At 60.3% G+C, this 23,980-nt stretch carries 22 protein-coding genes and 4 tRNA genes; 7 read left to right on the plus strand and 19 right to left on the minus strand.

Features of this window, described 5'->3' with window-relative positions; all coding sequences use genetic code 11:
• Window positions 1-129 precede the first annotated feature (129 nt).
• The 10 genes from rpoB to SJY08_RS09405 form a co-directional block, all read right to left on the minus strand.
• Window positions 130-4,263, minus strand: coding sequence for a DNA-directed RNA polymerase subunit beta (gene rpoB, locus SJY08_RS09360; RefSeq protein ID WP_054149593.1), 4,134 nt, complete (start codon window positions 4,261-4,263; stop codon window positions 130-132).
• 246 nt (window positions 4,264-4,509) lie between these two features.
• Window positions 4,510-4,884, minus strand: coding sequence for a 50S ribosomal protein L7/L12 (gene rplL / locus SJY08_RS09365; protein WP_054149594.1), 375 nt, complete (start codon window positions 4,882-4,884; stop codon window positions 4,510-4,512).
• Window positions 4,885-4,953: 69 nt separating this feature from the next.
• The gene (gene rplJ, locus SJY08_RS09370; protein WP_054149595.1) at window positions 4,954-5,472 is read right to left on the minus strand and encodes a 50S ribosomal protein L10; all 519 of its coding nucleotides are present in this window, start codon (window positions 5,470-5,472) and stop codon (window positions 4,954-4,956) included.
• A 342-nt stretch (window positions 5,473-5,814) separates the two neighbouring features.
• The gene (rplA, locus tag SJY08_RS09375; RefSeq protein WP_054149596.1) at window positions 5,815-6,510 is read right to left on the minus strand and encodes a 50S ribosomal protein L1; all 696 of its coding nucleotides are present in this window, start codon (window positions 6,508-6,510) and stop codon (window positions 5,815-5,817) included.
• Window positions 6,511-6,512: 2 nt separating this feature from the next.
• Window positions 6,513-6,944 carry a 50S ribosomal protein L11 gene (rplK, locus tag SJY08_RS09380; protein WP_006728786.1) on the minus strand — a complete coding sequence of 144 codons (432 nt, stop codon included), beginning with the start codon at window positions 6,942-6,944 and terminating at the stop codon, window positions 6,513-6,515.
• 149 nt (window positions 6,945-7,093) lie between these two features.
• Window positions 7,094-7,624 carry a transcription termination/antitermination protein NusG gene (gene nusG / locus SJY08_RS09385; protein ID WP_054149597.1) on the minus strand — a complete coding sequence of 177 codons (531 nt, stop codon included), beginning with the start codon at window positions 7,622-7,624 and terminating at the stop codon, window positions 7,094-7,096.
• A gap of 16 nt (window positions 7,625-7,640) precedes the next feature.
• Window positions 7,641-7,841: a preprotein translocase subunit SecE gene (gene secE / locus SJY08_RS09390; RefSeq protein WP_054149598.1), complete on the minus strand. Its 201-nt coding sequence runs from the start codon at window positions 7,839-7,841 to the stop codon at window positions 7,641-7,643.
• Window positions 7,842-8,020: 179 nt separating this feature from the next.
• Window positions 8,021-8,096 (minus strand) — tRNA-Trp (locus tag SJY08_RS09395).
• A gap of 117 nt (window positions 8,097-8,213) precedes the next feature.
• Window positions 8,214-8,372, minus strand: coding sequence for a hypothetical protein (locus tag SJY08_RS09400; protein WP_377275395.1), 159 nt, complete (start codon window positions 8,370-8,372; stop codon window positions 8,214-8,216).
• 8 nt (window positions 8,373-8,380) lie between these two features.
• Window positions 8,381-8,842 (minus strand): hypothetical protein, encoded by a 462-nt coding sequence (locus tag SJY08_RS09405; RefSeq protein WP_377275396.1) that lies wholly within the window; start codon window positions 8,840-8,842, stop codon window positions 8,381-8,383.
• Window positions 8,843-9,077: 235 nt separating this feature from the next.
• Here SJY08_RS09405 and SJY08_RS09410 point away from each other — a divergent pair, with 235 nt between their 5' ends.
• Entirely contained in the window at window positions 9,078-9,452 is a 375-nt protein-coding gene (locus SJY08_RS09410) for a pentapeptide repeat-containing protein (RefSeq protein ID WP_377275397.1), read from the plus strand.
• Between the two features lie 6 nt (window positions 9,453-9,458).
• Here the strand turns inward: SJY08_RS09410 and SJY08_RS09415 are convergent, their stop codons facing one another.
• The 4 genes from SJY08_RS09415 to SJY08_RS09430 form a co-directional block, all read right to left on the minus strand.
• Window positions 9,459-10,007, minus strand: coding sequence for a hypothetical protein (locus tag SJY08_RS09415; protein WP_377275398.1), 549 nt, complete (start codon window positions 10,005-10,007; stop codon window positions 9,459-9,461).
• 65 nt (window positions 10,008-10,072) lie between these two features.
• Complete coding sequence (tuf, locus tag SJY08_RS09420; RefSeq protein ID WP_069041580.1) at window positions 10,073-11,248, minus strand: elongation factor Tu; 1,176 nt, start codon at window positions 11,246-11,248, stop codon at window positions 10,073-10,075.
• 224 nt (window positions 11,249-11,472) lie between these two features.
• Window positions 11,473-11,546, minus strand: a tRNA-Gly gene (locus SJY08_RS09425).
• Between the two features lie 21 nt (window positions 11,547-11,567).
• A tRNA-Tyr gene (locus SJY08_RS09430) sits at window positions 11,568-11,652 on the minus strand.
• Between the two features lie 218 nt (window positions 11,653-11,870).
• Between SJY08_RS09430 and rlmB the strand changes: the two genes are divergently transcribed.
• The 3 genes from rlmB to SJY08_RS09445 are packed head-to-tail and all read left to right on the plus strand — an operon-like array spanning window position 11,871 to window position 14,799.
• Window positions 11,871-12,752, plus strand: a complete 882-nt coding sequence (rlmB, locus tag SJY08_RS09435) for a 23S rRNA (guanosine(2251)-2'-O)-methyltransferase RlmB (RefSeq protein ID WP_377275399.1) — start codon at window positions 11,871-11,873, stop codon at window positions 12,750-12,752.
• Complete coding sequence (locus SJY08_RS09440) at window positions 12,752-13,546, plus strand: HAD-IIB family hydrolase (protein WP_377275400.1); 795 nt, start codon at window positions 12,752-12,754, stop codon at window positions 13,544-13,546. The genes rlmB and SJY08_RS09440 overlap by 1 nt, the downstream gene beginning before the upstream one ends.
• Before the next feature lie 38 nt (window positions 13,547-13,584).
• The gene (locus SJY08_RS09445; RefSeq protein ID WP_054150700.1) at window positions 13,585-14,799 is read left to right on the plus strand and encodes a glycosyl transferase; all 1,215 of its coding nucleotides are present in this window, start codon (window positions 13,585-13,587) and stop codon (window positions 14,797-14,799) included.
• Between the two features lie 24 nt (window positions 14,800-14,823).
• Here the strand turns inward: SJY08_RS09445 and SJY08_RS09450 are convergent, their stop codons facing one another.
• Together SJY08_RS09450 and SJY08_RS09455 are read right to left on the minus strand one after the other, a co-directional pair.
• Complete coding sequence (locus SJY08_RS09450) at window positions 14,824-15,798, minus strand: MliC family protein (RefSeq protein ID WP_377275401.1); 975 nt, start codon at window positions 15,796-15,798, stop codon at window positions 14,824-14,826.
• A gap of 85 nt (window positions 15,799-15,883) precedes the next feature.
• A tRNA-Thr gene (locus tag SJY08_RS09455) sits at window positions 15,884-15,959 on the minus strand.
• Window positions 15,960-16,153: 194 nt separating this feature from the next.
• Here SJY08_RS09455 and SJY08_RS09460 point away from each other — a divergent pair.
• The 3 genes from SJY08_RS09460 (at window position 16,154) to SJY08_RS09470 (ending at window position 18,223) form a co-directional block, all read left to right on the plus strand.
• On the plus strand, window positions 16,154-16,927 hold the full coding sequence (locus SJY08_RS09460) for an NAD kinase (protein WP_054150698.1): 774 nt from the start codon (window positions 16,154-16,156) through the stop codon (window positions 16,925-16,927).
• Window positions 16,928-16,935: 8 nt separating this feature from the next.
• A complete protein-coding gene (locus tag SJY08_RS09465) occupies window positions 16,936-17,412 on the plus strand; it encodes a hypothetical protein (RefSeq protein WP_377275402.1) in 477 nt (158 codons plus the stop codon).
• A 91-nt stretch (window positions 17,413-17,503) separates the two neighbouring features.
• A complete protein-coding gene (locus SJY08_RS09470) occupies window positions 17,504-18,223 on the plus strand; it encodes a class I SAM-dependent methyltransferase (protein ID WP_377275403.1) in 720 nt (239 codons plus the stop codon).
• A gap of 54 nt (window positions 18,224-18,277) precedes the next feature.
• Here SJY08_RS09470 and prfB read toward each other — a convergent pair.
• From prfB to SJY08_RS09485, 3 genes are all read right to left on the minus strand, one after another.
• Window positions 18,278-19,406 (minus strand): peptide chain release factor 2 gene (prfB, locus tag SJY08_RS09475; protein WP_171901550.1). Its coding sequence is split into 2 segments (ribosomal slippage): window positions 18,278-19,336 and window positions 19,338-19,406, totalling 1,128 coding nucleotides; the frame shifts between segments, so codons are not numbered across the junction.
• Between the two features lie 105 nt (window positions 19,407-19,511).
• Window positions 19,512-21,965 (minus strand): penicillin-binding protein 1A, encoded by a 2,454-nt coding sequence (locus SJY08_RS09480; RefSeq protein WP_377275404.1) that lies wholly within the window; start codon window positions 21,963-21,965, stop codon window positions 19,512-19,514.
• 243 nt (window positions 21,966-22,208) lie between these two features.
• Complete coding sequence (locus SJY08_RS09485) at window positions 22,209-23,477, minus strand: N-acetylmuramoyl-L-alanine amidase (RefSeq protein WP_377275405.1); 1,269 nt, start codon at window positions 23,475-23,477, stop codon at window positions 22,209-22,211.
• Between the last annotated feature and the right edge of the window lie 503 nt (window positions 23,478-23,980).

The raw sequence follows: 23,980 nt of genomic DNA on the forward strand, positions 1-23,980 counted from the left end.
CGCACCAGACCCTGAAATGACAATAACCGCGAAATGCGGCGAAACTCCCCTTCCCGTCCCGATATTGGCCTTCGGGACGATCAGGGAATGGCGTGCGCGGCCGAAGCCTCGCACGCCTTTGTCAAACCGTTATTCGGCGGCGTCCGGCAGCTGACCGTCTTCCGTCAGGAGCTTCGAGTTCTCGAGTTCGACGGAAAGGCCGAGAGAGCGCATTTCCTTGACGAGAACGTTGAAGCTTTCCGGAATACCGGCCTCGAAGGTGTCGTCGCCACGGACGATCGCCTCATAGACCTTGGTACGGCCGGCCACGTCGTCCGACTTCACCGTCAGCATTTCCTGCAGGGTGTATGCCGCACCGTAAGCTTCGAGCGCCCAGACTTCCATTTCCCCGAAGCGCTGACCGCCGAACTGCGCCTTACCACCGAGCGGCTGCTGGGTGACGAGCGAGTACGGGCCGATCGAGCGAGCGTGGATCTTGTCGTCAACCAGGTGGTTCAGCTTGATCATATACATGTAGCCAACGGTGACCTGACGGTCGAAGGCTTCACCGGTACGACCATCATACAGGGTCGACTGACCCGACGGGTTGAGACCTGCACGCGTCAGCATCTCGGAGACGTCGCTTTCATGCGCACCGTCGAAGACGGGCGTGGCGATGGATACGCCGCGCTTGGCTTCTTCGGCGAGCTTGACGAGTGCGTCGTCGTCGAAGTGCTTCACTTCGTCATGCGCTTCCGACTCGTAGATCTCCGTCAGTTCCTTGCGCAGATCGGTGATGTCGAGGTGCTTGCGATAGTCCTCAAGCATCTGACCGATCTTCTTGCCCATGCCGGCGCAAGCCCAGGCAAGGTGGGTTTCGAGGATCTGACCGACGTTCATACGCGAGGGAACGCCGAGCGGGTTCAAGACGATGTCGACATGCGTGCCGTCTTCGAGGAACGGCATGTCCTCGACCGGTACGATGCGCGAGACAACACCCTTGTTGCCGTGACGGCCGGCCATCTTGTCGCCTGGCTGGATCTTGCGCTTCACAGCGACAAAGACCTTGACCATCTTCATGACGCCCGGGGGCATCTCGTCGCCGCGCTGGACCTTTTCGACCTTGTCCATGAAGCGCTGTTCAAGGCGCGACTTGGATTCGTCGTACTGGCCGCGGAGCGCTTCGAGTTCGCCCTGCACCTTTTCGTCTTCGACTGCAAACATCCACCACTGCGAGCGGGGATATTCGGAGACGACGGCGTTCGTGAGTTCGACGCCCTTCTTGAAGCCCTTCGGACCCGCGATCGAGACCTGACCACGGAGCATGTCGATCAGACGGCCGTAAACGTTACGGTCGAGGATCGCCTGCTCGTCGTCGCGGTCCTTGGCGAGGCGTTCGATTTCCTCGCGCTCGATGGCCATCGCGCGCTCGTCCTTCTCAACGCCGTGGCGATTGAAGACGCGAACTTCGACAACGGTACCAAACGTGCCCGGCGGCATGCGCATGGAGGTGTCGCGAACGTCGGAGGCCTTTTCACCGAAGATGGCGCGCAGAAGCTTTTCTTCCGGCGTCATCGGGCTTTCGCCCTTCGGCGTGATCTTGCCGACCAGGATGTCGCCAGGAGCAACTTCCGCACCGATGTAGACGATACCGGCTTCGTCGAGGTTCTTCAGCGCTTCTTCCGAAACGTTCGGAATGTCGCGCGTGATTTCTTCCGGACCGAGCTTGGTGTCGCGGGCCATGACTTCGAATTCCTCGATGTGGATCGAGGTGAAGACGTCTTCCGAGACGATGCGCTCCGACATGAGGATCGAGTCCTCATAGTTGTAGCCGTTCCACGGCATGAACGCGACGAGCGCGTTGCGGCCGAGCGCCAGATCGCCGAGGTCGGTCGACGGACCGTCCGCGATGATGTCGCCCTTGTTCAGAATGTCACCGACGGTGACCAGCGGACGCTGGTTGACGCAGGTGTTCTGGTTCGAACGCTGGAACTTCTGCAGACGGTAGATATCGACGCCGGACTTGGACGGATCGAGATCTTCCGTGGCGCGGATAACGATACGCGTTGCATCGACCTGGTCGACCACGCCGCCGCGACGGGCACCGATGGCAGCACCGGAGTCACGGGCAACGATCGGCTCCATGCCGGTTCCAACGAACGGGGCTTCGGCACGCAGAAGCGGCACGGCCTGACGCTGCATGTTCGAGCCCATGAGAGCGCGGTTGGCGTCGTCGTTTTCCAGGAACGGAATGAGAGCGGCCGCTACTGACACCAGCTGCTTCGGCGAGACGTCCATCAGGTTGATGGTGTCGCGCGGGGACAGCATAACTTCGCCAGCATGACGGCAGACGACGAACTCTTCGACGAACTGGCCATCGGCCGTCAGCTCGGAGTTGGCCTGGGCCACGTAGTACTTGGCTTCTTCCATTGCCGAGAGATAGACGACGTCCATCGTCACCTTACCGTCGATGATCTTGCGGTACGGGCTTTCGATGAAGCCGTACTTGTTGACCCGTGCGAAGGTGGCGAGCGAGTTGATCAGACCGATGTTCGGGCCTTCCGGCGTCTCGATCGGGCAAATACGGCCGTAGTGGGTCGGGTGAACGTCGCGGACTTCGAAGCCAGCGCGCTCGCGGGTCAAACCGCCCGGTCCAAGAGCCGAAAGACGGCGCTTGTGGGTGATTTCCGAAAGCGGGTTCACCTGGTCCATGAACTGCGACAGCTGCGAAGAGCCGAAGAATTCGCGGACGGCTGCAGCAGCCGGCTTGGCGTTGATCAGGTCCTGCGGCATGACGGTGTCGATTTCGATCGACGACATGCGTTCCTTGATCGCGCGCTCCATGCGGAGCAGGCCAAGACGGTACTGGTTTTCCATCAGTTCGCCAACGGAGCGAACGCGACGGTTGCCGAGGTTGTCGATATCGTCGATCTCGCCCTTGCCGTCGCGCAGTTCGACCAGCATCCGGACTACCGCCAGGATGTCGTCCTTGCGCAGAACGCGGACGGTATCCGGGCAATCGAGGTCGAGACGCATGTTCATCTTGACGCGACCAACGGCCGACAGGTCATAACGCTCGGCGTCGAAGAACAGCGACTGGAACATGGCCTCGGCCGAGTCCATGGTCGGCGGCTCACCCGGACGCATGACGCGATAGATGTCGAACAGAGCGTCCTGACGGTTCTCGTTCTTGTCGGCTGCAAGCGTGTTGCGGATGTAGGCGCCGACATTGATGTGGTCGATGCCGAGAACCGGGATCTCTTCGAAGCCAGAATCGAGGATCTGCGGGAGCGTCTTCTCGTCGATCTCCGCGCCGGCTTCCATGTAGATTTCACCGGTCGACATGTTGACCAGATCTTCGGCAAGGTAGTTGCCAAACAGGTCTTCGTCCGATGCCTTCAGGAACTTCAGGCCCTTGTCGGTCAACTGACGCAGAAGACGCGGGGTCAGCTTCTTGCCGCCTTCGACGACGACTTCACCGCTGTCGGCGTCGACGAGGTCGGAAAGCGCCTTCGCACCCTTGAGGGTCTCAGGGTTGAACGGGAAACGCCAGCCCTTGCCATCACGCTCGTAGACCGACTTCGAGTAGAAGGTCGACAGGATTTCTTCGCCGTCCATGCCAAGCGCCATCAGCAGCGAGGTCACGGGGATCTTGCGGCGACGGTCGATACGGGCGTGGACGATGTCCTTGGCATCGAATTCGATGTCGAGCCAGGAACCACGATAGGGGATGACGCGGGCAGCAAACAGAAGCTTGCCCGAGGAGTGGGACTTGCCCTTGTCATGGTCGAAGAAGACGCCCGGCGAACGGTGCATCTGGGACACGATGACGCGCTCGGTACCGTTGACGATGAAGGTACCGTTGTTGGTCATCAGGGGCATGTCGCCCATGTAGACGGACTGTTCCTTGATGTCCTTGATCGAGCGTGCGCCCGTATCCTCGTCAATATCGAACACGATCAGGCGAAGCGTGACCTTCAGCGGTGCAGCATAGGTCAGGTCGCGCTGACGGCATTCGTCGACGTCGAACTTCGGCGGCTCGAATTCGTAGGAGACGAACTCCAGCATCGATGCACCGGAGAAATCGGTGATCGGGAATACGGACTTGAAAACGGCATTCAGCCCCTCGTCGGGACGGCCACCCTTGGGCTCGTCAACCATGAGGAACTGGTCATAAGATGCCTTCTGAACCTCAATGAGGTTCGGCATTTCTGCGACTTCTGGAATTTTTCCGAAAAACTTGCGTACGCGCCTGCGACCGTTAAAGGTAAGGGTCTGAGCCATCGTCGCTCCTTGTCAGTTTGCACCCGGGCCTGCAACAGACGGTGACCGCTGGCCAGGCGGCTCCGTCAAAAAATGGATCGCTCAATCTCGTCTCGAGATCCGGACGGCCGGCCGGTTTGCCGGGCGCGCGGGTCAAGACCATCCTCTTGAGAACCCATTACCCAGGAACCGTTTTCATACGGTTCCTGGGTAATATGTTCGGAGGAAACGGGCGGGAGAAGAAACTTCCCCCGCCGCATTCCGATATTACTTGACGTCGACCTTAGCGCCGGCTTCTTCAAGCTTCTTCTTGAGGTCAGCAGCTTCAGCCTTCGAAACGGCTTCCTTGACAGCCTTCGGAGCGCCTTCGACGAGATCCTTGGCTTCCTTGAGGCCCAGGCCGGTGATGGCGCGGACTTCCTTGATGACGTTGATCTTGTTGGCGCCGGCATCCGTCAGGATGACGTCGAATTCGGTCTTTTCTTCTTCAACGACAGCAGCAGCAGCGCCGCCAGCAGCAGCAACGGCTACCGGTGCAGCAGCAGATACGCCCCACTTTTCTTCGAGCAGCTTGGAAAGCTCAGCAGCTTCCAGAACGGTCAGAGAGGAGAGGTCTTCAACGATCTTTGCGAGATCAGCCATGATACTAGTTCCTTAATAGATGTTCGGTTCGAAGCGAACGGGTTAGGGTATGAACAGCGAAAAACCGCCTTACGCGGCTTCGTCCTTCTTTGCATAGGCCGCAAACACGCGAGCAAGCTGAGCTGCCGGTGCTGCCACAACACCTGCGATGCGGGTAGCCGGGGTCTGAATCATGCCGACCAGCTTTGCACGCAGTTCGTCCAGCGAAGGCAGGGTCGCAAGCGACTTGACTGCATCTGCGGACAAGGTGGTTGTTCCCATGGCGCCGCCCAGTACAACGATCTTGTCGTTGGTCTTGGCGAAATCCATGACGACCTTCGGAGCCACAATCGGATCAGCGCTGAATGCAATCAGCGTCTGGCCCTTGAAGAGATCGGTGATCCCTTCGGCTTCCGTGCCCTGAAGAGCGATCTTGGCCAGGCGGTTCTTCGCGACTTTGACGGTGCCGCCAGCAGCGCGCATCTTCGAACGGAAGTCGTTCATCTGCGCAACCGTGACACCAGCATAGTGGGCCACAACAACCGAACCGGAAGCCTTGAAGACTTCGTTCAGTTCTGTGACGAATTCGCGTTTTTCCGCTCTTTCCACTGTCTGTCTCCAGTTGATGGGACCGCAATCCTGCAGGCCCCACCGGGTTTGCCTTTGCCTCAAGGGATCCATGTATCAGATCCCAAGCGACGCTTGAGGATCCTGTCCCCTCCGGTTGGAAAATGTTTCCAGCCAAAAGGCGAATAAGGCTCGAACCGAACTTCAAGACGTCATCAGACGTTTAAATACCGGATCTCACCCGTCTCATGCAGGCATGTATTAAGGCCCTAAGGCCGCCCACAATCTCGGACAGGAGTGCCTGGTTTTGACACCAGGCATTTCCGGCCCCGAAAGGCCGGAAACTTGGTCAGGCCGGCGCTTTCGCCCCGGCCGAATTGATAATCAGGCCGTAACCGTGGACGGGTCGATCTTGACGCCCGGGCCCATGGTCGAGGAGATGGCTACGCGCTTGACATAGTTGCCCTTGGCGCCAGCCGGCTTTGCCTTGATGACGGCGTCAGCGAAAGCCTTGATGTTTTCTTCGAGCGCCTTGGCGTCGAAGGAAGCCTTGCCGATGCCGGCATGGATGATACCAGCCTTCTCGACGCGGAACTCGACGGCACCGCCCTTGGAAGCCTTGACGGCGCCCGTGACGTCCATGGTCACCGTACCGACCTTCGGGTTCGGCATCATGCCACGCGGGCCGAGAACCTTACCGAGGCGACCGACGAGCGGCATCATGTCCGGGGTCGCGATGCAGCGATCGAAGTCGATCTTGCCGCCCTGAACGATTTCGAGCAGGTCTTCGGCGCCGACGATGTCTGCGCCAGCAGCCTTGGCTTCGTCAGCCTTGGCGCCACGTGCGAAAACGGCAACGCGAACGTCACGGCCGGTGCCGTTCGGCAGGTTGACCACGCCGCGGACCATCTGGTCTGCGTGGCGCGGGTCGACGCCGAGGTTCATGGCGATTTCGATCGTTTCGTCGAACTTGGCGACGGCACGTTCCTTGACCATCGAGATGGCGTCGGTGAGGGCGACGAGCTTCGTCGGGTCAACACCTTCACGGATCTTCTGAATACGCTTTGCTACCTTGGCCATGATCAACCTACCACTTCCAGGCCCATGGAGCGGGCAGAGCCCTCAACCATCAGCATTGCGCCTTCGATGTCGGCGGCGTTAAGATCCTTCATCTTGCCTTCGGCAATTGCGCGGACCTGCGCCTTGGTGATCGTACCGACCTTCGCACCCTTGCCCGGAGTCTTCGAGCCAGAGGTGATCTTTGCTTCCTTCTTCAGCCAGTAGGTAACCGGCGGCTGCTTCATTGCGAAGGTGAAGGACTTGTCCTGGTAATAGGTGATGACGACCGGGATCGGCATACCCTTTTCCATTTCCTGCGTGGCGGCATTGAACGCCTTGCAGAATTCCATGATGTTAATGCCACGCTGACCAAGTGCCGGGCCGATCGGCGGGGACGGGTTAGCCGATCCTGCCTTGACCTGGAGCTTGAGCTGGCCTGCAACTTTCTTAGCCATTACTCTCTGCCTTTCATTTCAGACCGGTTTCCCGATCCATTATGCCAACTTTAGGTTGGCGGCTGCGGTTGCGTGGTGCGTCTGGACGGTCCGGCTTAAGAGACCGCCATCCTCCCACGCGGGTCGGGGAGTTACCTCCCCTTCTCCGATCAGACCTTTTCGACCTGACCGTATTCGAGTTCGACGGGGGTCGCGCGACCGAAGATCGAGACCTCGACCTTGAGGCGCGAGCGCTCTTCGTCCACGTCCTGGACGATCCCGTTGAAGGAGGCGAAAGGACCGTCGGAGACGCGAACCTGTTCGCCGATTTCGAAGGACACGGAGGACTTCGGACGCTCGACGCCTTCCTGGACCTGCCCCAGGATGCGCTCAGCCTCGAAATCCGGGATCGGAACCGGCTTGTTGTCGGAACCGAGGAAACCCGTGACCTTCGGGGTATTCTTGATCAGGTGGTAGGCTTCGTCGGTCAGGTTTGCCCGCACCATGACGTAGCCCGGGAAGAACTTGCGCTCGCTATCCACCTTGCGGCCGCGACGAACCTCGACGACCTTTTCGGTCGGAACGAGGATCTTTTCGAAGAGATGATCAAGACCCTTCTGCTTGGCCTTGTTCTCGATGTCTTCCGCGACCTTCTTCTCAAAATTAGAATACGCGTGGACGATGTACCAACGTGCCGCCATGTTCGTCTCCGCCCGATTAATTGCCGACGCTCAGCACAAGGCCAAGCAACCAGCTTATCAGCTGGTCCGCGCCGAAGAAAAACAGCGCAGCGAAAAACACCATCGCCAGGACCATGAGCGTCGAAATCGTGGTCTCGCGACGCGAGGGCCACGTCACCTTGGACGTCTCGGAGCGAACCTGCTGCAGAAACGCGAATGGATTACCCTTGGATGCCATTTATTGCCCACGCATTTACGGCGCGTAAAGCCGACCTTCGTCAGCCCCACGCACCGCGTGTCTGTTTGAACCCTACATAGAGACCGATTCCCCTTTTCACAAGAGGAAATCGTCTCCAGCACTCTTTCGGCTTTGCCAGATCCTTATGCTCGTCGCAGCATGATGCGCGCCGTGCGACTTGGCAGGGGCAGCCGGGCTTGAACCGACGACCTGCGGTTTTGGAGACCGCCGCTCTACCAACTGAGCTATACCCCTAAGCCTTACATCGGACCGGAACGTTCCCGTCCGAGGCATGGAGCACCCTTTAAGGCGGGCGCGCCGGATTGGCAAGTGTCTTTTTTCTGCTTTTCACAGAGCGGTCAATGGCATCGCTCACCACTGCCGCTCAAACCGCGCATTGACCCGTGCGGCAGGTTCGTGCGCGATATCGGAAATGACCGCGCGCAGCTTGATGCCGGGCCACAGGCGCTTCTCGACAGCCAGTTCGGCATGAAATGGCGCGGCACTGTCCATCACCACACTGCCGGTCACGGTGGTGTCTATCCCGCCGAGGAAAAGCCGGAGATTCTGGCGCGGACAAACACCGCTTCGCCATCATGGCGGCGTCCCGCCTCCAGTGCGCGGTCGTGCGAGAGCGTCGCCGGGCCCTCGTCCACGAGGGCGCGGTGTTGGCGGAGTGCTGCGCGGGCTGCACCGCTCACGAGATCGACCGTGAGGCCGACAGAGGCGGGGTTTGGCGCAGTCTTGCGCAGATCAACCTCACCCCAGAGGCGCATGGGCGGATGAGTCGTGCCCGAATCGGTGCGGGTGGCACGACGCAGGTTCGATTCGGCGCCGAGCCGAGGGCGCCCGGGCATATCGAGGGCGACACCGGTGCCGATACCAAGATCGTCCGCAGAGCCCGTGGCATTCCACAGAAAGGCGCCTTCCTCGGCCGCAGCCGCCCAAGGCCAGAGGGGCAGCGCAATCAGCAACCAGGTAGCAAGAGGTGAGCGGGCCATCGGCAGTTCGTCCGATATGTGGGGCACAGCCAACGGCAGGCCTGGGCGAATCAGGATGGTTTCAGAAGTAACCGAGGGGGAATCAGACGAGAAGTAGCAAGCGCGCATGGAAGCCATGCAGAGAGGAGGTCAGGAGTTTCCAGACGTTACGGGTCCAGGAGTGGCGCCGGGCGCCCGCTTGCCATGTTCTCGGCTTTGGCTGATACTTGGCCTTGAGCCCTCGCGGAGGACAGCCATGATCCGTATCAGCAATGCCGCCCTGCCCGGTTCCGAGTTCGACGATGCCGACCTGTCGGAAGCCCGCTTCAGCGACGTCTCGCTCAAGGAAGCCGTGTTCAGCAACGTGGACCTCGGCCGGAGCCTGATCACAGATGCCAATGCCGAGCAGATGGTGATCCGCAATGTGGCGATGAATGCCGCGGTCATGGAGAATGTGGTGATGCATGCGGCAAGCCTCACCCATGTCGACCTCAACGGCAGCACCATCCAATTCGCCAGCCTCGCCGGCACGTCGATTGCCGAATGCGATCTGACGGGACTAACTATCAACGGCTACCTGGTGACGGATCTCCTGCGGCTTGCCGAAGAGCAGCTGCTGCAGCGGGCTTGAGGCCCCTCATTCCAGACTAGCAATTTCATAGCCACGCTGGCGGTAGCGCTCTCGCATTGTCCTGAACATCGGATACATGGTCGCGCCACTCTTGAACCATGCGACGTAGGGCTGAGGCTCCGATATCCACCAACCTGGAGCCAGTGTTCGGCGGGCTTCCTCATCATCCCAGAAAGTCTGATCGGGTACACCGCTATAGGGCCGCGTAGCGAGCCAGGACGTTTTCAAGGGATTGTGAGCTGCGGTGTATCTGTCTCTGTATCTTAAGTGGTCAGGGCTGCCGCACGGATGGATCGCGATGTCGCGTCCTTCCCCGAATTGATCTGCGGTACCATCCACCAGGGTGCCGTCCGACATCATGTTCCATGAGTGCAGAAAGATCGGGCGTCCGTCGGGCAACTCATACACGCCATCGATGCGGCGCCAGTCAAACTGATGTTCGATAAAGCAAGCGACCTCGAAACACGCACCCCAGCACCCCGCCAGCCTCATCTCGTGACGGAAGCTTCGGATCACATCGGTCTGCTGAGGCGTGATGAGCATAAGATAATCCATAACGGAAAAGGCCCCGCTGTTTCCAGCGAGGCCTCTTTATTCTTATCGATCGATCAGATCACCGATTACTCGATGATCGAAGCGACGATGCCGGCGCCGACGGTACGGCCGCCTTCGCGGATAGCGAAGCGCAGCTTTTCTTCCATCGCGATCGGAACGATCAGCTCGACTTCAACCGTGACGTTGTCGCCCGGCATAACCATTTCCGTGCCTTCCGGAAGCGACACGATGCCGGTCACGTCCGTCGTACGGAAGTAGAACTGCGGACGATAGTTGGTGAAGAACGGCGTATGACGACCGCCTTCTTCCTTCGTCAGGATGTAGGCTTCTGCCATGAACTTCTTGTGCGGCTTGACAGAGCCGGGCTTGCACAGGATCTGGCCACGCTCAACCGCATCGCGGGTCACGCCACGCAGAAGTGCGCCGATGTTGTCGCCAGCCTGGCCCTGATCGAGCAGCTTGCGGAACATTTCAACGCCCGTGCAGGTCGTCTTCGTCGTCGGACGGATGCCGACGATTTCGATTTCTTCGCCGACCTTGACGATACCGCGCTCAACGCGACCCGTCACAACCGTACCACGGCCAGAGATCGAGAACACGTCTTCGATCGGCATCAGGAACGGCTGGTCGATCGGACGCTCAGGCGTCGGGATGTAGGCGTCAACCTGAGCCATCAGCTCGCGGATCGCGTCTTCACCGATCGTCTTGTTCGAATCTTCAAGAGCGGCCAGAGCCGAACCCTTGACGACCGGGATGTCGTCGCCCGGGAAGTCGTAGGACGACAGAAGTTCGCGAACTTCAAGTTCAACGAGCTCGAGCAGTTCGGCGTCGTCGACCTGGTCAACCTTGTTGAGGAAGACGACGATCGCGGGAACGCCAACCTGACGGGCGAGCAGGATGTGCTCGCGGGTCTGCGGCATCGGGCCGTCAGCGGCCGAGCAAACCAGGATCGCGCCGTCCATCTGCGCTGCACCGGTGATCATGTTCTTGACGTAGTCGGCGTGGCCGGGGCAGTCGACGTGCGCGTAGTGACGGGCAGGCGTCTCATACTCGACGTGCGCCGTCGAGATGGTGATGCCGCGTGCCTTTTCTTCCGGAGCGGCGTCGATCTGGTCATAGGCCTTGAACTCACCGAAATACTTGGTGATCGCTGCCGTCAGAGACGTCTTGCCGTGGTCGACGTGGCCGATCGTGCCGATGTTGACGTGCGGCTTGTTGCGCTCAAACTTACTCTTTGCCATTTGAATGCTTCCTGTGAACGAAACGGGGTTGCCCCGGCGAACCGGTTTGGTCCCGCCGTTTAAGGCTTTCATGCGCAATGCGCAAGCGTTAAATAACAAGCCTTCCGGAGGCCGAAACGCACGGTTTCCACAGCCGAATCCTGCAGCTGCGCAAAGCACTTCACGCAAGGCGAAGCAGCGCCGGAAAACCGTTTGAAATTCGAACGTTAGGATCGGAAGGTGTCTGGAGCGGGTAACGGGAATCGAACCCGTGTATTCAGCTTGGAAGGCTGCTGCTCTACCATTGAGCTATACCCGCATTTTCAGATCCGAGGACGAATGGTGGAGAGAGTTGGATTTGAACCAACGTAGGCTGAGCCAACGGATTTACAGTCCGTCCCCTTTAACCACTCGGGCATCTCTCCATTCTTTCGTCCGGATCTGGCGACCAAGCTTTCTAGTCCAGACCAGAGTGCGTCGCCCCCTGATCTGCGGCGGGTATATGACGGCCCAACCGGCTCATGTCAACACGAAGTTTGACGAAAAATTCCGAAAAGTTTCATAGGCCAGACACATGCCCGGACACACAGGGGATTTTCTGCCTGGGTCTATGCCCGTCCCCTGCCCGCCGCTATAAGGGCGCATGGCCAAAGATCCGAAAACCGAAAAAACCGCCCGTGACACTCATTATGCGACGCTGCGCCGACAGGTGCGCGATGCCAAGCGTGAGCGGGGCGAAATCCCGACGCCGGGGCCGCAGAAGCCACGCAAGAGCAATGCAGACTGGACGCCGCCGAAACTTGCACCCGAACAGGTCCTGCTCTACGGACTGCATACCGTGCGCGCCGCCCTCGACAATCCCGAGCGCAAGCTGATCAAGCTTTCGGCGACACAGAATGCGCTCGTCAGGCTCGAGATCTCCTCTGTGGAAAACTTCGGCATCCCCTTCGAGACGGTGACGCCGCAGGACCTCGACAAGATCCTTGGTCCCGAAGCTATTCATCAGGGCGTCATGCTGGAAACCCGTCCGCTTCCCCCGCGCCGACTGGAAGCATTGAAAGACAGCCCGCTGATCCTCGTGCTCGACCAGGTGACCGATCCCCACAATGTCGGCGCGATCATGCGCTCGGCGGTCGCCTTCGATGCGGGTGCTGTCATCACCACACAGCGGCACAGCCCGACGGAATCGGGCGTGCTGGCGAAGTCGGCTTCCGGCGCGCTGGAACTCATCCCCTATATCCAGGTCACCAACCTTTCGGATGCACTAGGCGAGTTGCACAAGCTCGGCTTCTTCTCGGTTGGGCTCGATTCGGAAGGACCGGCCCCGATGGAAGGCACGCTCACCGGCGACCGCATTGCGCTGGTGCTCGGGTCCGAAGGCAAGGGCTTGCGACAGAAGACGCGTGAAACCGTATCGGCACTCGCACGCCTCGACATGCCCGGCACCATCAAGTCGCTCAACGTCTCCAATGCGGCGGCGATTGCACTCTACGCCTCACGCCAGCATCTGGCGGCCAAGGGCTGATGAAGCTCGTCTTCACCGATCTCGACGGAACGCTGCTCGATCACGACAGCTATTCCTTCGAGGCGGCGCGGCCGGCGCTCGATCTACTGGCGTTACGCGGCATTCCCGTCATTCTCGCCAGCAGCAAGACAGAAGCAGAGATGCGACCGATCGCGGAAGCGATCGGCATTACCCATCCGATGATCGTCGAAAACGGCGCGGGCGTCGTTGGACTTGATACGGAAACAGCCTTCTCCAAGGGGAATTTGCAGAGTCCTTACAGCGACCTGCGTTCTTTTCTTAGGGAATTACCTAAGGAGCTCGGCGCCTGCTTCGAAGGCTTTGGTGACTGGGACGTTGCGCGGGTCGCCTCTGAGACCGGGCTGCCATTCACCGCAGCCGAACTTGCTCGCCAACGGCACTTTTCCGAGCCGGGGCGCTTTACCGGCACCGAGGTGCAGAGGCAGGCATTTATCGCGCTGCTTGACGCGCAAGGTTTCAGCGCCGTGCAGGGCGGACGCTTCTTCACCTTGATGCCCAAGACCTCCAAGGCCGAGCGCATGGCCGAGGTCGTCGCACATTACCAGCGCCTCAACGGCGGCGAGATAATCCGCACAGTCGCGCTCGGCGATGCGCCGAACGATCTTGCGATGCTGGAAGCCGCCGATTGCGGCATCATCATCGCCAATCCCGCACACAAGGCCCTGCCCGTCACAGAGCGGGAAGAACGGGGCTTTATCCTGCGCTCGGAACAATTCGGCCCGGAGGGCTGGAACATCATGATCCACCAACTCGTTGCCACGGGGTTTCTCTGAGTCGGCCGCAACCGGCTTCATCACGAAAGGATTTAGACATGGCGGATTTTCACCAGAACGGCGTGGTTGCCACCCTGCACAATCTCAGGGAGCGATCGCTGGAACGGATGGAGAAAGAGCTCACCGTCTTTTCCGCCTCGCGACCGATCACGCTGATCCTGCCATCGCTCTATTCCGAACTTGAGGCCCCTGCCCTCGAACACATCGTATCCGAGCTGTCGCAGGCACCCTACATATCCGAGATCGTCATTGGCCTCGACCAGGCCGACCAACAGCAGTTCCGCCATGCGAAGCAATACTTCTCGCGGCTGCCGCAGAAGCATACGATTCTCTGGCATGACGGGCCCCGGCTGCGTGCCGTCGACGAGAAACTGAAGGCCGAGGCCCTTTCGCCCGACCAGCCCGGCAAGGGACGCAATGTCTGGTTCTGCATGGGGTATGTGTTGGCCGCCCGGCAGGCCGGCGTGGTTGCCCTGCATGACTGCGATATCACCACCTATTCGCGCGACATGCTGGCACGGCTCGTCTATCCCGTCGCCAATCCGCGTTTTCCTTACGTTTTCTCCAAGGGATATTATCCGCGCATCGCCGACCGATCGCTCAATGGTCGCGTGACAAGGCTGCTGGTCACGCCGCTGCTGCTCAGCCTGGAAAAGGTCATCGGACACCACCCCTATATCGACTTCCTCAAGGCATTCCGCTATCCGCTCGCCGGCGAGTTTGCCATGCAGACCCAGATCCTCTCCGATATCCGGATTCCTTCCGACTGGGGGCTGGAGATCGGCGTCCTCTCGGAAATGTGGCGCAACTACTCGACCCAGTCGATCTGCCAGGTGGATATTGCCGATTCATATGACCACAAGCACCAGCCGCTCTCGCCCGAGGATGCGGCCAAGGGTCTGTCGCGCATGTCTGTAGACATCACCAAGGCGCTCTACCGCAAGCTCGCGACCGACGGGGTCGTGTTCGGCAATGACGCCTTCCGGACGCTCAAGGCCACCTATTACAGGACGGCACTCGATCTGGTGGAAACCTATTACCACGATGCCCGGATGAACGGGCTCACCACCGACCGGCATCGCGAGGAACAGGCTGTCGAGCTGTTTGCGGCGAACCTGATCGAGGCGGGCCAGGTCTATCTCGACAATCCGAATGCCACGCCCTTCATGCCGAGCTGGAACCGCGTGCAGGCCGCCCTGCCCGACCTGTTGCGCGACATACAGGATGCCGCGCGGCTCGATGCCGAAGACTGAACGGGAAGCTGCCGGCCCTCACCTTCACATGGAAGGACGGCAGACGAGGTCGCCATCCACGGCAACGAAGGACGTACCGGATGCTGAAAGTTTGCGCTCGACCGGATAGTCGATGACGCTTGGCCAGGCTTCGATCGCTTTGGCAGCGTCCGGATCGGCGTCGATTGCCGGCTGATAGGCGGGGCGGCAATCGGGCATGGGACGATCGGCAGCGAGACCAAGCTCCTGGCGGATGGTCGCAGCACAGGTCTCCGGAGCCGCCAGCAAGGAACAGGAAGCGGCATAGGTGCGGCGATAGCGCAGGGTAAGCTCCTCTCCGACCAGGGAGAGAGCGGCAAAATCGCCGGCAATCAGATCCTCAATCAGTCGTGCACCAGTGCGGGCGTCATAGACGACGAATGGCAGGCCGCCATTCAAGCCATCGGCACCGCGGAAGAAGGCATAGGGACCGACAGCACCCCAGAGATAGCCGGCCGTGTCGTCCTCTATCTTGCGGTCGAGCGTCGGATTGAGCTGGCAGGGGCCCTCGGACGACGCGATGTAGATCCCTGCTGCACCCTTTTCGCCGAGGTCGAGTTCTTTCAAGGCGAAGTTGGGATAGCGCAGGCAGGTGAGCTTGCCCTTGATGTCAAAGCCGGTGTCCTTTTCGGCGAGCTCGACCTCGGCGCGCGTGGCGCGATCGAACTTACCCGCCGCCTCGCCGGCATTGCGGCAGGTGACCGGCGCCATGCGGCCGATGGCAAACTGTATTTCCTCGCCCTTGCCGCGCATCTCGTAGCGGCCATTCGAATACCAGAAGCCGCTCGCCGCCTGCTGCTGCGGCAGCCCGATCTTCGTGCCGTCGGGGATCGTCACCTCGGCTTGCGCGTCGCTGAACGCAACGGTGAGCGAGGTGCCGTCTTCACATGCATATTTGATGTCGGCAGCCCGGCTCTCGGCCGGCAGCAGAAACAAGGCAGTCGCGGCCAAAGCCAGACCGGCATGAAATGTCTTGCGCATCGGATCTCCATCGGCTGTCGGCCGAGACCATGCCAAACAAGTGCCTGTTAGGACAATGGGAAAAACGAAAATGTGTGGTGAGAAGTGGTGCCCCCGGCAGGGTTCGAACCCGCGACCCCCTGATTACAAATCAGGTGCTCTACCAACTGAGCTACAAGGGCAGTGCGGGGTGTTTAGGCGGAAATCGGTTTGCGGTAAAGCAAAAAATCGGGCCAGGGTTAGCGGAAATGGTGAATAAGTGACCGCAGGCCAAATGCTTCGCCCGCCGGCGCGCCGAACCAATTCCGGGGCAAAACGGCTTGTGGTTACAGGTAGATGTCATGTACCACTTGGCGACATTTCATCAGGGCTCGCCATGTCTCGCACGTTCCGGTCGCTCGCCTTCATCGCCTCCAATACGGACGAAGCCCAGGCTTCGCGCAATGAGCTGATTCGTCGCTACGGCCATACCGAGCCGGCCGAGGCCGACGTCATTGTGGCCCTCGGCGGCGATGGCTTCATGCTGCAGACGCTGCATGACACGATGAACACCGGCAAGCTGATCTACGGCATGAATCGCGGCTCCGTCGGCTTCCTGATGAACGACTATTCGACCGACAATCTTCCCGAGCGGATCTCGGCGTCGGTCGAGAACGAATTTCATCCGCTGAAGATGACCACGAGTAATTCGGACGGGTCGGTCTCCTTCGCATTGGCGATCAACGAGGTCTCGGTGCTCCGGCAGTCCTATCAGGCAGCCAAGCTCCGGGTGATTGTCGACGGACAGGTACGGCTCGAGGAACTGATCTGTGACGGTCTGATGGTGGCGACGCCGGTGGGTTCGACCGCCTACAATCTTTCCGCCCATGGGCCGATCCTGCCGCTCGAGGCACCGCTTCTGGCGCTGACACCCGTCAGTGCGTTCCGGCCACGACGCTGGCGTGGAGCGCTGCTGCCCGACAAGGTGACCGTGGTGCTGGAGGTGCTGGAGCCGGAGAAGCGGCCGGTCAATGCGGTGGCCGACCATACCGAGGTCAAATCGGTTCTTCGGGTAGAGATAGCGCAATCGGAAGACACGACGGCGCGTATCCTGTCGGATCCCGATCGCTCCTGGTCGGACCGGATCATTGCCGAACAGTTTTCCGATTGAGGTTCCCGATGAAGGTTCTCACCGTCTCCGCCCTACTGGCCCCTATCCTGTTTTCCGCTCCCGTCATCGCGGACGAGATCAGTGCGCTGCCGGTGACGGCAACCTTTGTGATCAGCGGCGGCTATTGGGAATCAGGGGCGGAAGGTGCGGCTGATGTCGAGGCGCCGGTTGAAGCCGGCGAACGCGGCTATTACAAGCTCGTCGCGATCCGCCAGCAGGACCGAACCGCCCGCCTCCATCTGCAGATGATCGCCTCTGGCGAAGGCGGGCTCAGGCTTGTCGAGAGCGTCGAGCTCGAAGAATTCACGGCCATCAAGCCCTATGTCACCGGCATTCGTCCCGAAAGCATGACCGGAGTTGCGGCAACGCCCGGATTCTTTGCCACCGTCTATCTCAAGACTTCGCCGGAAACCGATCGTGTCGAGGAATGGACAGTGCTGATCGACGAACTCGGCGACATCAAGGTGGAACGCGCGAGCAACTGATGCTGCGTTAACCAAGCATTAAGCATCAGATTTACAAGCACAACACGAATTGCCTATGGGTTTCCTTCTCTGCCAGCGTCAGGAACCCTTTATGCTCAACATTTCCCCGACTTCTTCGGGCAATCGGTTCCGTCGCAGACGCATCGAACAACTTGGACGAATGATCGACGATGTCGTTCGGACGAAGGGCACCTGCCGCATCATCGATCTTGGAGGGACTGCCGAGTTCTGGCAGACATGGCAATACCAGCTCGATCTGGCGCACACTTCGGTCGAATGCATCAACGTTGCGGACCAGTCCGAGAACCAGGGCGGCCATCTGCCAGGCGTGAAAACCACGATCGGCGATGCCTGCTCGCTTCCGATGTTCGAAGACAATGCCTTCGATATCGTCTTCTCCAACTCGGTGATCGAGCATGTGGGATCCTGGGCCAGGAAGCGGGCCTTCGCCGCTGAAGTCAGACGGCTTGCGCCATCCTACGCGATCCAGACACCGAGCTTTTCTTTCCCGATCGAACCGCATGCGAGGCTGCCCTTCATCCACTGGCTACCCAACCCGATGCGGTATCGGACACATCTGATGATGCGCACGGGATTTTATCCGAAGGCCGCCAACCTCGACGAGGCCATGGGCGCGTTGGAGGATGCGAGCCTGCTGGATCGGCGTCAGATGCAGCACCTGTTCCCGGACGCCTCGATCTGCACGGAGACCTTTCTCGGATTTGCGAAGTCCTTCACAGCGATACGCCACACCGTGGCGGGTGCTCAGGCCGGGGATACGCCTGGGGTGGCGAGCAAGGTATCGGCATGAAAAAAGGCGGAGCACCCGGTGCCCCGCCTTTTTGATGTCCATTGACCGATCTGATCAGTCGATGTCGGAAACCTCAGATGCCTTGCCGCTGATGCGGTGGGCGAGAGCGGCTTCCATGAACTCGTTAAGCTCACCGTTCAGGACGCTATCCGGATCGGTGCTTTCGACGCCTGTGCGCAGGTCCTTGACCAGCTGGTAGGGCTGCAGAACGTAGGAGCGGATCTGGTGACCCCAGCCGATATCCGTCTTGGAGGCCGCTTCGGCATTGGCCAATTCTTCGCGCTTCTTCAGCTCGACCTCGTAAAGGCGGGCGCGCAGCATGTCCCAGGCCTTGGCCTTGTTCTTGTGCTGCGACCGTTCCTGCTGGCAGGCAACCGCGATGCCGGTCGGAATATGGGTGATGCGCACGGCCGAATCGGTCGTGTTGACGTGCTGGCCGCCGGCGCCTGAGGAGCGGAAGGTATCGATGCGGCAATCGCTCTCGTTGATGTCGATCTGGATCGAATCGTCGACCACGGGATAAACCCAGATGGACGAAAACGAAGTGTGGCGACGGGCGTTCGAATCATAGGGCGAGATGCGGACCAGACGGTGCACGCCCGATTCGGTTTTCATCCAGCCATAGGCATTGTGGCCCTTGACCAGGATGGTCGCGGACTTGATGCCGGCCTCTTCGCCGTCATGCACTTCCAGCACTTCAACCTTGAAGCCCGAGCGCTCTGCCCAGCGGGTATACATGCGCAGAAGCATGTTCGCCCAGTCCTGGCTTTCCGTGCCGCCGGCGCCGGAATGGACTTCGATATAGGTGTCGTTGCCGTCGGCTTCGCCAGACAGCATGGCCTCGACCTGGCGGCGCGCCGCTTCCGTCTTCAGGGCCTTCAGCTGGTCTTCGGCGTCCTTGACGACGCTTTCATCGCCCTCTTCCTCGCCCATCTCGATCAGCTCGATGTTGTCATTCATCGCCTGTTCGAGCCGCTTTACGCCAGCAATGCTGTCATCCAGCTGCTGGCGCTCGCGCATCAGCTTCTGGGCTTCCTGGGCATCGTTCCAGAGGTTCGGATCCTCGGCCTTGTTGTTCAACCAGTCCAGTCGTCTTATCGCCTGGTCCCAGTCAAAGATGCCTCCTCAGCAGGCTTATGGCCTGCTTGATTTCGTCGACGACATTCTCGATTTCATTACGCATGCGTTCGGTTCTCAACCTCTGAAACTGGTGAAAATCTGGTCTTCCGCATAGTTGCGCCCGGCCCTGATGTAAAGGGCCGGGTCGCGACTGATGGTCATATGAGGGTTAGAACAGGCCGCCGGAACCCGAGGTCACTGCCTGGTTGGCCTGCGGCGAGTCGCGCAGAATTTCTTCTGGCGGCGCGTAGCCGTCCATGCCGATGATCGAGAGCGTGTCGGCCGGACCCGTGCCGGGCTTGAAGGCCTCGATGATCGTGTCCGGCTCGCCCTCATAGGCGAACATGCCAGTGGTTCTGTTGACCGGAATGAAGCTCATGCCGGCGGGCACGAAGAACTGGCCGGGTGGGGTGTCGGCCGTCGCCATCTGCATGAAGTCATTGAAGACGGGGGCTGCAAGCGAACCACCGGTCGAGCCACGCCCCATGGGCGCCGGCTGATCGAAACCGATATAAACGCCGGCGACCAGATCGGGGGTATACCCGACGAACCAGGCATCTTTTTCGTCATTCGACGTACCGGTCTTGCCAGCAACGGGGCGGTCGAGCTTGATCTTGCCGCCTGCCGTACCGCGGGTCACAACACCTTCCATCATCGAGGTGATCTGGTAGGCGGTCATCGGATCGAGAACCTGTTCGCGGTTGTCGACGACGACAGGCTCTTCCTGGCCGGTAAAGCGCTCCGCGTTGCAGGCCTCGCAGATGCGGTCCTCGTGGCGGAAGATAGTCTTGCCGTGACGGTCCTGAATGCGGTCAATCAGTGTCGGCTTGATCTGCTTGCCGCCATTGGCAAACACGGCGTAGGCGGAGACCATGCGCATCACCGTGGTTTCGCCCGAGCCGAGCGACATGGCAAGCACCGGGTTCATCTTGTTGTAGATGCCGAAGCGTTCGGCATATTCGGCGACGAGGTTCATGCCCATGTCGTTGGCGAGGCGGACCGTCATCAGGTTACGCGACTTCTCGATGCCGAGGCGCAGGGTCTGTGGGCCGGCCGATCCGCCGCCATAGTTCTGCGGACGCCAGACCTGGCCGCCGGAGACGAATTCGACGGGCGCATCCATGATGACCGACGCCGGGGTGTAACCGGTGTCGAGAGCGGCCGCGTAGACAAAGGGCTTGAAGGACGAACCCGGCTGACGCATCGCCTGTGTCGCGCGGTTGAATTCGGACTGGGCGTATGAGAAGCCACCGGCAAGTGCCAGCACGCGGCCGGTATGCGGGTCCATGGCGACGAGACCGCCCTGGACCTTCGGCAACTGGCGGAGACGGTAGGCACTTGAACCCTCTTCCTTGGCCTCGACATAGACCACATCACCTGGATTGAGGACACCGACGGGCGACTTGGTCGACTTCCGATCGGCGCTCGCGGAGCGGAAGGCCCATTCCATGTCATCGGGTGCAATGCGGCCACGAACCCGCTCGGCGACGACCTGACCACCGCCTTCCTTGGCCGGCTGCAGGCCGATATCGACGCCATCGGCGACGACGTCGAGCACGACGGCGACCTTCCATTCCGGCACGTCGGCAAGCCCGGAGATTTCGGCGAGCGGAACGCCCCAGTCGCCGTCCAGCGAAATGGTCTTAATCGGCTCACGGAAGCCGCGACGCTGATCGTAGGTCAAGAGGGCCGATTGCAAGGCCTTGCGGGCTGCGATCTGCATTTTCGGGTCGAGCGAGGTGCGGACCGAAAGGCCACCTTCGTAAAGTGCCTTGTCACCATATTTCTCGATGATCTGGCGGCGGACTTCCTCGGCGTAATAGTCGGACGCGAAGAGCGAGGAGCCGGTGCGACGCAGATTGACGCCGAGCGGTTCCTTCTTCGCCTCCTCACCCTCTTCCCGGACAACGAAACCATTTTCGACCATGCGGTCGATGACCCAGTTGCGGCGCTCAATCGCCGCCTCGGTGCGGCGGAAGGGATGGTAGTTGTTCGGCCCCTTCGGCAGGGCTGCGAGATAGGCTGTCTCGGCGATGGTGAGTTCAGTCACCGACTTGTCGAAATAGGTGAGCGCTGCGCCGGCGATGCCATAGGCGTTCAGGCCGAAGAAGATCTCGTTCAGATAGAGTTCGAGGATCTTGTCCTTCGAATAGGCCTGCTCGATGCGGAAGGAGAGGATCGCTTCCTTGATCTTGCGGTCCATGGTCTGGTCGGACGACAGAAGGAAGTTCTTTGCCACCTGCTGGGTGATCGTCGAAGCGCCCACCGGGCGACGGCCAGACCCGAGGTTCTGCACGTTCACCAGGATCGCGCGGCCCAGGCCGGTGATGTCGACGCCAGGATGGTTGTAGAAATTCTTGTCTTCAGCGGAAAGGAAAGCCGCCTTGACGCGGTCCGGGATCGCCTGGATCGGCAGGAACAGCCGGCGCTCGCGGGCATATTCGGCCACAAGCGCGCCGTTGCCGGCATGAATGCGGGTCGTTACCGGCGGCGAATAGCTGGCGAGAACCTCGTAGTCCGGCAGGTCCTTGGTCACACCTATCAGATAGACGGCAACAACCGCCGCGACGCCGAGCGCAAGCACGGACGCCAATCCGAAGAGATATCCAATCAGTCTGATCATGTTTCCGCTACCGGCTCTGCTTCAGGTTCGCGCGCCCTTTTTTTAGAGCTTCGCATACCCTGTGGCGTTTTGCACGTCATGCGGTGGATGGCAAGACATGCGGACTTCACGTGTAAGGCCCCGCGATTCGAGATCGCTCACCTTTGCGTAACCTACATCGGAGTAACGGAGACAATGTGAGGAAAATAGGGCCGTTAGCGGTAGAAATCCGCCTCGACCACAGGTTCCCTCGGCGGATGTTGCCTAACCGCCATTGGCGAACTGCGGCTCGCGATAGCGCTTGATCGCCTCGACCAGAAGATCGGCCACCCTGTCGCGCCAGGCCGGGTCGAGCAGGAGCTTTTCGTCTTCCTTGTTCGACAGGAATCCGAGCTCGAGAAGAATGGAGGGCACATCAGGCGCCTGCAGCACGCGGAAGCCGGCGTGGCGATGGGGATTGTTGATCAGCGAGATCTGCCCCTCGAAGGATCCGACCACGGCCTGGGCCATGGCGATCGAGAAAGCCTGCGTCTCCCGGCGGGTCAGGTCAAGCAGGATATCCCCCACCTCCGCCTCGGTTTCCGTCGGCAGTTGCACCCCGCCGATGGTGTCGGAAAAGTTCTCGCGCTCCGCCAGCTGGGCCGCCATGTGGTCGGAGGCCTTGTCCGAGATTGTATAGACGGTGGCTCCCCGGATGTCCGCCTGGCGCAGCGTGTCGGCGTGCAGCGAGATCAGGAGATCCGCGCCCTTCTGCCTCGCAATCAGCACGCGCTCGGAGAGCGACAGGAATTTGTCGGCGTCACGCGTCATCACGGCGCGGATGCCGGGCTGCCCCTTCAGCTTTTCATTCAAGATCTTGGCAAAGGCGAGCGTGATGTCCTTCTCTGCCGCCTTGGTGGACGCCCCTGTGGCGCCGGCATCGATCCCGCCATGGCCAGCGTCGATCGCAATGACGAATTCGTCGGTCGCGGCTGCCGCAACCGGCAGCGCGCTCGTGGACGAAGCTGCTTCTTGCGGTTCGCTCCAGGCCTGGCCCGACGCGAGGGCTGCGAAGTCCTGGGCAGGAACCAGTTCGGCATCAAGCACCAGCCGATAGCCGCCTTCGGCCTCGTTCGGCATCACGGTGGCGGCTGCAAGCCGTGCGGGACGTGCCGCCGTCAGGACCAGACGGGCAGAGGTGGAATCCATAGACCCATAACGGATGTCACTGAACAGTCCGGTCGCCTTCAAGTCGCCTTCCGCGAAGGCAAAGGCCGTGGCCGGAAGGTCGACGACGATCCGGTCGGGGTTGGCGATGTAGCGGGTGGCGATCGTCGGTGCGCGATCGAAATCGAGAACGATGCGGGTCCGCGCCTCGTCTCCAGCGATGCGCGCGCCATAGGCTACGAGACGCTCGACAGGAGGCTCAGCGGTTACGGTATGGGCCGTGCCGACGACAGGCGCAATCGGCGCCAGCCAGACGAGCGCCGCCAGACCGATTCGGGCCCAAAGCGCAGGTTTTCGCCCCGCCGGCACCGCCAATGCTCTTGTCAAATCCTGCCCCCGTCGCGGCAACGTCACAACTGTGATACAAATCACAAGCCGCACGCTTCGCCATTTTCTGCAATTGTCCGCCGCATGCCTCGTCCTGTCGGCCCGATGAGCGTCGAAATTGCGGTTCGGAACCGCTTTCACCCTCGGAATCACGCGCACAGAGGCAATGTCTCTAATTCACTGCCATTATGGCATAAATCCGTTTGCTCTTGCTATTGTGACGTAGAAAACATACAAGGCACACGAGGGATAAAAGTGCAAACGGGATAGAATTCCGCCCACGGCTGCCAACCTCAGATAATGGAATTGGCGCCTGTTCAACCGGACATTCATCTGCCGTCGCCGCATTTTTTCCTGAAACTGGTTCAACACGCCGACAAGGTCGGCACATCATCGGTGGCTCTCCACCATCAGCTCTTTACCGAGCATTCATCGGGCCCCGTGGGGTTCATATCATTGTCGTTGACGTACGGTTTTTGATGTCTTTGCAACAGGTTTACATA

This window comes from Rhizobium sp. R86522, from assembly GCF_042466255.1.
Lineage (GTDB): Bacteria > Pseudomonadota > Alphaproteobacteria > Rhizobiales > Rhizobiaceae > Allorhizobium.

What these genes read in the sequence shown, in the direction of transcription:
- rplL (WP_054149594.1), bottom strand. Translation starts at nt 4,884, where the DNA reads ATGGCTGATCTCGCAAAGATCGTTGAAGACCTCTCCTCTCTGACCGTT.
- SJY08_RS09445 (WP_054150700.1), top strand. Translation starts at nt 13,585, where the DNA reads ATGGCGGATTTTCACCAGAACGGCGTGGTTGCCACCCTGCACAATCTC.
- rplK (WP_006728786.1), bottom strand. Translation starts at nt 6,944, where the DNA reads ATGGCTAAGAAAGTTGCAGGCCAGCTCAAGCTCCAGGTCAAGGCAGGA.
- SJY08_RS09405 (WP_377275396.1), bottom strand. Translation starts at nt 8,842, where the DNA reads ATGGCCCGCTCACCTCTTGCTACCTGGTTGCTGATTGCGCTGCCCCTC.
- SJY08_RS09440 (WP_377275400.1), top strand. Translation starts at nt 12,752, where the DNA reads ATGAAGCTCGTCTTCACCGATCTCGACGGAACGCTGCTCGATCACGAC.
- rlmB (WP_377275399.1), top strand. Translation starts at nt 11,871, where the DNA reads ATGGCCAAAGATCCGAAAACCGAAAAAACCGCCCGTGACACTCATTAT.
- SJY08_RS09450 (WP_377275401.1), bottom strand. Translation starts at nt 15,798, where the DNA reads ATGCGCAAGACATTTCATGCCGGTCTGGCTTTGGCCGCGACTGCCTTG.
- SJY08_RS09460 (WP_054150698.1), top strand. Translation starts at nt 16,154, where the DNA reads ATGTCTCGCACGTTCCGGTCGCTCGCCTTCATCGCCTCCAATACGGAC.
- SJY08_RS09480 (WP_377275404.1), bottom strand. Translation starts at nt 21,965, where the DNA reads ATGATCAGACTGATTGGATATCTCTTCGGATTGGCGTCCGTGCTTGCG.
- SJY08_RS09410 (WP_377275397.1), top strand. Translation starts at nt 9,078, where the DNA reads ATGATCCGTATCAGCAATGCCGCCCTGCCCGGTTCCGAGTTCGACGAT.
- SJY08_RS09465 (WP_377275402.1), top strand. Translation starts at nt 16,936, where the DNA reads ATGAAGGTTCTCACCGTCTCCGCCCTACTGGCCCCTATCCTGTTTTCC.
- secE (WP_054149598.1), bottom strand. Translation starts at nt 7,841, where the DNA reads ATGGCATCCAAGGGTAATCCATTCGCGTTTCTGCAGCAGGTTCGCTCC.
- rplA (WP_054149596.1), bottom strand. Translation starts at nt 6,510, where the DNA reads ATGGCCAAGGTAGCAAAGCGTATTCAGAAGATCCGTGAAGGTGTTGAC.
- tuf (WP_069041580.1), bottom strand. Translation starts at nt 11,248, where the DNA reads ATGGCAAAGAGTAAGTTTGAGCGCAACAAGCCGCACGTCAACATCGGC.
- nusG (WP_054149597.1), bottom strand. Translation starts at nt 7,624, where the DNA reads ATGGCGGCACGTTGGTACATCGTCCACGCGTATTCTAATTTTGAGAAG.
- SJY08_RS09415 (WP_377275398.1), bottom strand. Translation starts at nt 10,007, where the DNA reads ATGGATTATCTTATGCTCATCACGCCTCAGCAGACCGATGTGATCCGA.
- rpoB (WP_054149593.1), bottom strand. Translation starts at nt 4,263, where the DNA reads ATGGCTCAGACCCTTACCTTTAACGGTCGCAGGCGCGTACGCAAGTTT.
- SJY08_RS09470 (WP_377275403.1), top strand. Translation starts at nt 17,504, where the DNA reads ATGCTCAACATTTCCCCGACTTCTTCGGGCAATCGGTTCCGTCGCAGA.